9 protein-coding genes are annotated in these 6,571 nt (G+C 72.6%); 4 read left to right on the forward strand and 5 right to left on the reverse strand.

Going from position 1 to position 6,571, the window contains the following annotated elements:
* Positions 1 to 124: 124 nt before the first annotated feature.
* Complete coding sequence (locus ACFXGA_RS05725; RefSeq protein WP_378084700.1) at positions 125 to 877, reverse strand: alpha/beta fold hydrolase; 753 nt, start codon at positions 875 to 877, stop codon at positions 125 to 127.
* Between the two features lie 152 nt (positions 878 to 1,029).
* On the opposite strand from ACFXGA_RS05725, the gene ACFXGA_RS05730 reads away from it, so the two are divergent.
* Entirely contained in the window at positions 1,030 to 1,401 is a 372-nt protein-coding gene (locus ACFXGA_RS05730) for a winged helix-turn-helix transcriptional regulator (RefSeq protein ID WP_378084701.1), read from the forward strand.
* Between the two features lie 15 nt (positions 1,402 to 1,416).
* Here ACFXGA_RS05730 and ACFXGA_RS05735 read toward each other — a convergent pair whose 3' ends face one another.
* The gene (locus ACFXGA_RS05735) at positions 1,417 to 1,746 is read right to left on the reverse strand and encodes a DoxX family protein (RefSeq protein WP_378084702.1); all 330 of its coding nucleotides are present in this window, start codon (positions 1,744 to 1,746) and stop codon (positions 1,417 to 1,419) included.
* Positions 1,747 to 1,915: 169 nt separating this feature from the next.
* Between ACFXGA_RS05735 and ACFXGA_RS05740 the strand changes: the two genes are divergently transcribed.
* Entirely contained in the window at positions 1,916 to 2,485 is a 570-nt protein-coding gene (locus tag ACFXGA_RS05740) for a LysR substrate-binding domain-containing protein (RefSeq protein WP_378084703.1), read from the forward strand.
* On the opposite strand, the gene ACFXGA_RS05745 is transcribed toward ACFXGA_RS05740, so the two are convergent.
* Positions 2,458 to 2,958 carry a hypothetical protein gene (locus ACFXGA_RS05745; RefSeq protein ID WP_378084704.1) on the reverse strand — a complete coding sequence of 167 codons (501 nt, stop codon included), beginning with the start codon at positions 2,956 to 2,958 and terminating at the stop codon, positions 2,458 to 2,460. The two genes, ACFXGA_RS05740 and ACFXGA_RS05745, sit on opposite strands and share 28 nt — an antisense overlap.
* Before the next feature lie 880 nt (positions 2,959 to 3,838).
* On the opposite strand from ACFXGA_RS05745, the gene ACFXGA_RS05750 reads away from it, so the two are divergent.
* Positions 3,839 to 4,072, forward strand: coding sequence for a hypothetical protein (locus ACFXGA_RS05750; protein ID WP_378084705.1), 234 nt, complete (start codon positions 3,839 to 3,841; stop codon positions 4,070 to 4,072).
* On the opposite strand, the gene ACFXGA_RS05755 is transcribed toward ACFXGA_RS05750, so the two are convergent.
* Positions 4,069 to 4,554, reverse strand: a complete 486-nt coding sequence (locus ACFXGA_RS05755) for a hypothetical protein (RefSeq protein ID WP_378084706.1) — start codon at positions 4,552 to 4,554, stop codon at positions 4,069 to 4,071. The genes ACFXGA_RS05750 and ACFXGA_RS05755 overlap by 4 nt on opposite strands.
* A 31-nt stretch (positions 4,555 to 4,585) precedes the next feature.
* Positions 4,586 to 5,803 carry a helix-turn-helix domain-containing protein gene (locus tag ACFXGA_RS05760; RefSeq protein WP_378084707.1) on the reverse strand — a complete coding sequence of 406 codons (1,218 nt, stop codon included), beginning with the start codon at positions 5,801 to 5,803 and terminating at the stop codon, positions 4,586 to 4,588.
* A 320-nt stretch (positions 5,804 to 6,123) separates the two neighbouring features.
* On the opposite strand from ACFXGA_RS05760, the gene ACFXGA_RS05765 reads away from it, so the two are divergent.
* Entirely contained in the window at positions 6,124 to 6,417 is a 294-nt protein-coding gene (locus ACFXGA_RS05765; protein WP_378084708.1) for a hypothetical protein, read from the forward strand.
* Positions 6,418 to 6,571: the final 154 nt, after the last annotated feature.

Genomic DNA, 6,571 nt, shown 5'->3' on the forward strand with positions numbered 1-6,571 from the left:
GAATATCTATAACCCCCCAAACATATAAAGGCCCCCCCGGGGGTGCGGGGGCCCCCCGGTGCGCCGCCCCCCCCCCGGGCCGGGGGGCCAGGGCGGCGCACGTGGTCCGTTCGGGCGTCGAGGCTCAGGACGCGGCCCCGACCGCCGTGGCGCGGGCCGCGTCGAGCAGGAGTTCGGCCAGCTCCCGCGGTGCGGTGACCATGCAGTCGTGGCCGGTCCGCAGCTCCCGCACCCGGGCCGGGGAACCGTTGGGCTGCACCGGCGGGACAGGCCGTCGGGTGATGCCCGCCGGCATCGCCCCGACGCAGTGGACGTGCGTCCGCGGGATGGCGTCCGCCGCCGGGTTGCCCAGCCGGACCGGCTGCCGCAGGGAGCGCACCGGCTGGTCGGACAGCATCCCCCGCAGCCAGGCGACGTCCGCCGGATCGGTGACGCCGAACAGGCCGTGCGGCGGCGGCAGCTCGGGCAGCGGCGGCACCCGCCAGCCGTCGCCGGACCGCGCGGCGAGGTCGACGAGGTCCCGGGTCACGGGCTGGACGTCCATCGCGCTCTCGCCGTCCTCCGGGACCATCGCGTCGAGGTAGACGAGGTGCGCGACGCGGTCCGGCACCCGGTCGGCCGCGGCGGAGACCACCAGGCCCGCGTAGCTGTGCCCGACCAGCACCACCCCGGTGAGGTCGTGGTGGGTGATCAGCGAGACGACGTCCTCGACGTGCGTGTCGAGCCCCACCTCGGGGTCGAGCAGGTGCGCCCGGTCGCCGAAGCCGGTGAGCGACGGCGCGAGCACCCGGTGCCCGGCCAACTCCAGCAGCGGCGTGACGCGCTCCCAGCAGCGGCCGCTGTGCCAGGCGCCGTGCACCAGCAGGAATGTGGGCATGTGGCAGTGACTCCCGTTCGCGCGAGGTGGGGTGGACAACCACGGTCACCATTCGTAACCCGGTACTGTTCGAGAACTGCCACCATCGTGATCGTCCGGCCGGTGTCGGGCAATAAGGCACATTCCCGTGCCCCGGTTCCCCGGAGGTAACCATGACGACCCAGGACGGCGGACCGCGCCGGGAGGACGCGTGCCGGACCCGCGTGGTGCTCGACATCGTCGGCGACAAGTGGTCGCTGCTAATCGTGCGCCAACTCCGGCACGGCCCCCGCCGCTTCACCGAGCTGAAGCGGGACGTCGACGGCATCAGCCAACGCATGCTCACCGTGACGCTGCGGAGCCTGGAGCGGGACGGGATCCTCACCCGGACCGTCCACAACGTCATGCCACCGCACGTGAGCTACGCGCTGACCCCGATGGGCAGGACCCTCCGCGAGGCCGCCGCGCCCCTGCTGGAGTGGAGCGTCGCCCACCTGGCCGCCATCGACACCGCCCGCGCCGACTACGACGCCCGCCACCCTTGAGGTGCCGCGCCCCGGTCACCCGGCCCACTGCAGGGCCGGCGTCGCGACGGTGGGGGCGAGGTGCAGCAGCGGGAACACGGTGGTCTTGTAGGAGCGCGCCCGGATCGTCGTGGCCGCCGCGCCGAGGAAGTAGAGGATCAGCCCCACCGCCGCCGGGACGGCCAGGCCCACGACCAGCCCCACGGCTCCGGCCGACTTGGCCGGCGCGAGCCGGTTCCACCACGACCGCGGCACCCCGTACTGCTGGAGCGGTTCCACGACGAACGGCCGGCGGGAGAACAGCGAGTACCCGGAGAAGCCGATCCAGAGCGCGGTGAGGACGGCGACGATGTGGTACGCGGTCATGGGAGGTCCCTTCACGAGCGTTGTGTCGGCGCGGCGGCAGTCGTGGGTTTCCACGCCGTGCGCGGGCTGCGCCGTGGTGCCGCCACCAGCCTGGTCGTCGTGACGCCGTCGAAAAAGGACGGTTCCGGAGCCGCACTGTTGAGGTCCGGGCCAAGGGTCTGGAGGGCGCGTGGAGCTGCGGGACATCGAGATGGCGCAACTGCGTTCCGGTGAGGTCGACGTGGCGCACGTGTGGCTGCCCGTCCACGAACCGGACCTCACCACCGGACCCGTCACGCACACGTCACCGGTCCTGCTGATGCTCGCCGACTCGCACCCCTGCGCCGACCGCGACTCGGTGTGCCTGGAGGACTACGGCGACCTCACCTTCGTCAACCCCACCGCGCCGGTCCCGACGTCGATGGAGGAGGCGTTCCAGCCCTTCCGCACCCCCGCCGGCCGCCCGATCCCGCGCGGGCCGTCGGTATCCAGCCGGGACGACCAGGTCAAGGCCGTCGTGTCCGGCCGGGCCGTGCTCGCGGTCCCGGCCGAAGCGGCCCGCTTCTCCCCCTGGCCCCACCTGGTCTACCTGCCGGTCCGCGACGCCCCACCGGTCCACTGGGCTTTCGCCTGGCGGACCGCCGACGAGACCCCGTGGGTCCGCGCGTTCGTCCGGGCGGCCGGCCGGCGCCGAGGGGCGGCCCCACCGCGGTGGCGCCGCCCCGACCGGCGTCACGGCTGGTGGGGACCCGGCGGGTAGGGCGGCATGGGCGGCTCACGGCGAAGCCGACGACGCCGGACGACCACCACGACGACCAGACCGCCGACGAGCAGGAACCCGACGAGGACGAGCCACGCGACGACGGTCCCCGAACCCGACCCGCCCGCGGGTTGGACCTCGTGAGGGCCGTACGCCTCGTGCAACTCCTCCGCCGTGGCGGACCTGGTCTTGTCGTTCACCGTGACGACGACCCGGTCGACTTCCCCGGGGTAGGTGTCCCACACCAGGCGGAAGATCGCCTCCCCGTCGTCGTCCCGCCGCTCGATGCTGTAGGCCGCGACGGCGAGCGTGTCGAAGCCGTTGGAAGTGTTGTGCCTGACGGAAATGCCGGTGTAGCCCTTGTCCTGGATGCGTGAGCCGAGGTTGGACAACTCGGCGAGCGAGGCGCACCCCGCCGCCATGAGGACGCACAGCAGCACGCCCAACAGGCGGGCACGGTTGACGGGTTTCACAAGTCCCCCTTGGTGAAGGGCTCGCCGGATCGCACGGGCAGCCGCAGATCGCCCCGTCGGCGAGCCGGTTGGATTCGGTCCGAGCGCTTCGGACGGCGCCGAACCGGCTCCCGGCCCTGCGGACCGGGGAAGCCGTACGGGGAGATCAGGCCGACGTGACGCCGGCCGGGAGTGGGCAGCCGCGGGCGGGCAGACGCCGGCCGGCGCTACGAAGGAGGTGGGAAGGAGCATGGCGGATCCTCCGGTTCCGACTGCGAACCGGGTCTCCCCGACCACCGAAGGCGGTGGCATCGTGACCGGGCCGCCGCGGAGCGACCGAAGTGACGATCACGAACTCGGTGGGTACTCCCCCCTTGCCGGGGAAGTCTGCCGGACCATCATCATCACCGTCAAAGTGACCCCGCCCACCGACCGTCCGGGAAACGCGGGTCCTGCCATGCGACCGATCGCCGTGGTGCAACGCAAGGCGAGAGAAAAGCACCGAGCCACACGGCTACCGGCACCACATTCCCGCGACCCCGACCAGCCACAGTGGACCCACCCGCGCCTCAAGGCCCGCGAGCCCCGCCCAACCCCGAGCCGCTGCCGGTGACGCGTCCGGCACGCAAAGCCCCCGGCGAGTCGCACCCAGGGCCGCACTGTTGATCATTTTCCGACTGCGATGCCTGTGTCAGGCGCAGTGCCCCCGGTGCGACTCGAACGCACACTGGACGGGTGTTGGATCCGTGCATCATGGGCGTTCACGTGCGTCAAGAGCGTAGCTCGACCTGTACGAACCGGTCTGCCAGCATCATGGGCGTCGCACGTCGCGCTGAGCATTCGGTGTTTAAGAGGTGAAGATGATCAAGCGTTTCCGCAGGTCAAGCCTCAGGAACGAGCGATGACCGCGCCACCGCCCTGGTACGAACGCGGACCCGACGGCATCCCGACCGGCCGCACCTGGGACACCGAGGACCAGGCCCGCGCCGAAGTCGCCCCCAGCTGCACCGTCTACCAAGAGACCAGCGCGCTGGTCGGCGACACGAGCTTCGGCTACACCGCCTTCACCCGACCCGCACCACGCCCACCGGTCACAGGCTGGCGCCCCCTCGGCTACCGCAGCGAGCCGACCTAGAACTGGCCCACCCAGTACCCGCGCATCCCCTCCAGCGCCACCTGCACCTGGAACTCGCCCGGCGCGTCCGGCGCCATCCACGCCTCCGACCACGACAGCGTCCCGCCGGGCAGGACATCCACCGTCGGCGGCTCGACGCCCTGCGCCGAGTCCACCACGCTGTCCAACTGCCGCCCACCCGCCGTCGCCCGCACCACGACCCGGCGCGCCGGTAGTGCCGCGTCCCCCTGGTTGACCGCGGTCACCTCCACCCGCACCCCGCGGCCACCGCGCTCCGCGCCCGCCGCCGACACGGACGGCTCGAACGCCACCGGCACGCCGACCGTCACCAGCGCACCGCCCACCAGCACGCCCGACCCGAACGACGACGGCACCGCGGCCACCGCCTCGCTCGTCGGCGACCCCGACGAGGACGGGCCGGACGCGCACCCGGCGGCAGCGAAGACGGCGAGAACGGCGGCGAGCACACGGAGGAGCTTCACCCCGTATCCGTCGCCGCGCCGACGCGCAGCGTTACAGCGCGGCGCCGAGCCGGAACAGCAGCCCCCGCAGCTCCCGGCCCGCGCCGCTGTCCGGCCGCACCGCGGGCAGCAGGCCAGTGATGACCTCCCGCGCGAGCACGTGGCTCCGCAGCCGCGCCGGCGCGACCCGCTCCGCCGCCAGGAACGCACCCACCGCGTCCTCGCCCCGACCACCCAGCTCGGCGAGCACCCGGCCGCGGGTGAGGTAGAACTGGCCGCGCCGCTCCTGCGACGCGATCAGCTCGGGGTCCACCTGGTCCGCCAGCTCGACCGCCCGCTCAGCATCGCCCGCCTCCAGCGCGCCCTGCATCCGGTACAGCCGCACGTTCGTCGGGCCGAAGAACGCCGTGTCGGGACCGGACTCGCCCGTGCGCTCGGCGACCTCGGCCGCCTCGTCGATCCGGGCCGCCGCGTCGGCCGCGTGCCCTGACCCGGCCGCCATCAGCCCGGAGACCATGCACAGCGCCCCGTAGGCGGCGACCGAGTTCGGGTCGCGGTCGGCGGTCACCGCCGCACCGGTCTGGTCGACGGCGGCGGCCGCGAGCCGGAACGCCTGCTCGTGATCGGCCACGCCGGCGAGCGCGTGCACCTGCGAGAAGGTGGCGATCGCGTCCCACGCGGGCGAGCCGAGTTCCGCCGCGGCCTGAACGCTGCGCTCGCTGACCATGTAGGCCAGGTCCGCGTACCCGAACGCGGACGCCAAGGTCATCGCGGTGTTCAGCGCGCGCACCAGCTGCCGCACCGCCAGCGCCCGCTCGTCGCCCGACGTGGCAGCGACTGCGGCGTACAGCTCGGTCAGCAGCGCGGGCAGGGCGTCGCCCATCGCGCCGAAGTCGGCGCGCGTGCGGGCGCGGACGAGCCGGTCGACGTCGGCGGCGAGCGCGATCACGGGCCGTGTCGGGGCGGTGGTGGCGGCGCCGAGCCGGTTGGACACCAGGGCGTGCCGCACGGCGGGGATGGTGGCCTGCGCGTCGGCCAGCGCGGGATCCTGCCAGGTGACGGGCTGGCCGATCAGCTCGGTGGCGGACACGCGCAGCGCGTTGGCGATGGCGGTGATCGCCTGGCGGGACAGGGTGCGCTCGCCGCGCTCGGCGCGGGACAGGTAGGACTCGGATAGCCCGGCGAGGCCGGCGAGCTGCGCGAGGTTGAGCTGTCGCCAGTTGCGGAGGTAGCGGATCCGTCCGCCGAGGCTGTGCGGCGTGTGGGTCATGGTCGTCTCCCCTGCCGTCGTGGTGTTCGCTCCACACAGGATCGCAGCCCCGCCGCTGTCATGACTTGTCATGCAGGCAAGAGCGGAGCGTGGCAACGCCCATACGCTTCGTTCCCGAAGCGATAAAGGCTATCTACACCCGGTCGTACCAGTGCGGATCTTCGGGTGAACTCGTTAGTCCACATGGTGTGGCCAAATGGCAGCACAGCAGGTAGAAGTGTGAGGCTCGGACGATGCGCGCGCACGGAGGGTGGAGTCGCAGGTGGTAGGAGATGGCTCCACAGGGAAACAGGTGGCCTGCCACCTGCGGGAGGAGAGGCGTGACCGACATACAAGATCGCAGCGGTACCCACAAGGTCGACATCGACGCCTACGAGGCGATCAGACGCGGAGCCCAAGCGGCGAACCTGCTACCCGACGGCTTCCTCGTGCGAAACGTGTCCGTGGTTTTCGAGGCCGTCGGCGAGAGCACCGACGGCGACCCGGTCTTCATCCGTGGCCGCTACCACCCGATCCCGATCGGCCTCGGTTCCGAACGCGGCATCCTCGAGACGGCCGTGGGCGACGTCATCCACGAACTCCAGCAGCAGCGCACGCGAGCCGGCACCGGCTAGCGGCTCGGTTCGCTTGTCTCTTCCCCGGCAGGGGGGGGCGCCCCCCCCGCGCCGGGAACCCCCGCGGGGGGGGGCCGGGGGCGGGGGTGACGCCGCCCCCGCGCGACCACAGGCCGGTGTACCAGGTGTGCGGGGTCTGCGCCTGGAGCCCGAC

It is taken from the genome of Actinosynnema sp. NPDC059335 (assembly GCF_042752395.1).
GTDB lineage: Bacteria > Actinomycetota > Actinomycetes > Mycobacteriales > Pseudonocardiaceae > Actinosynnema.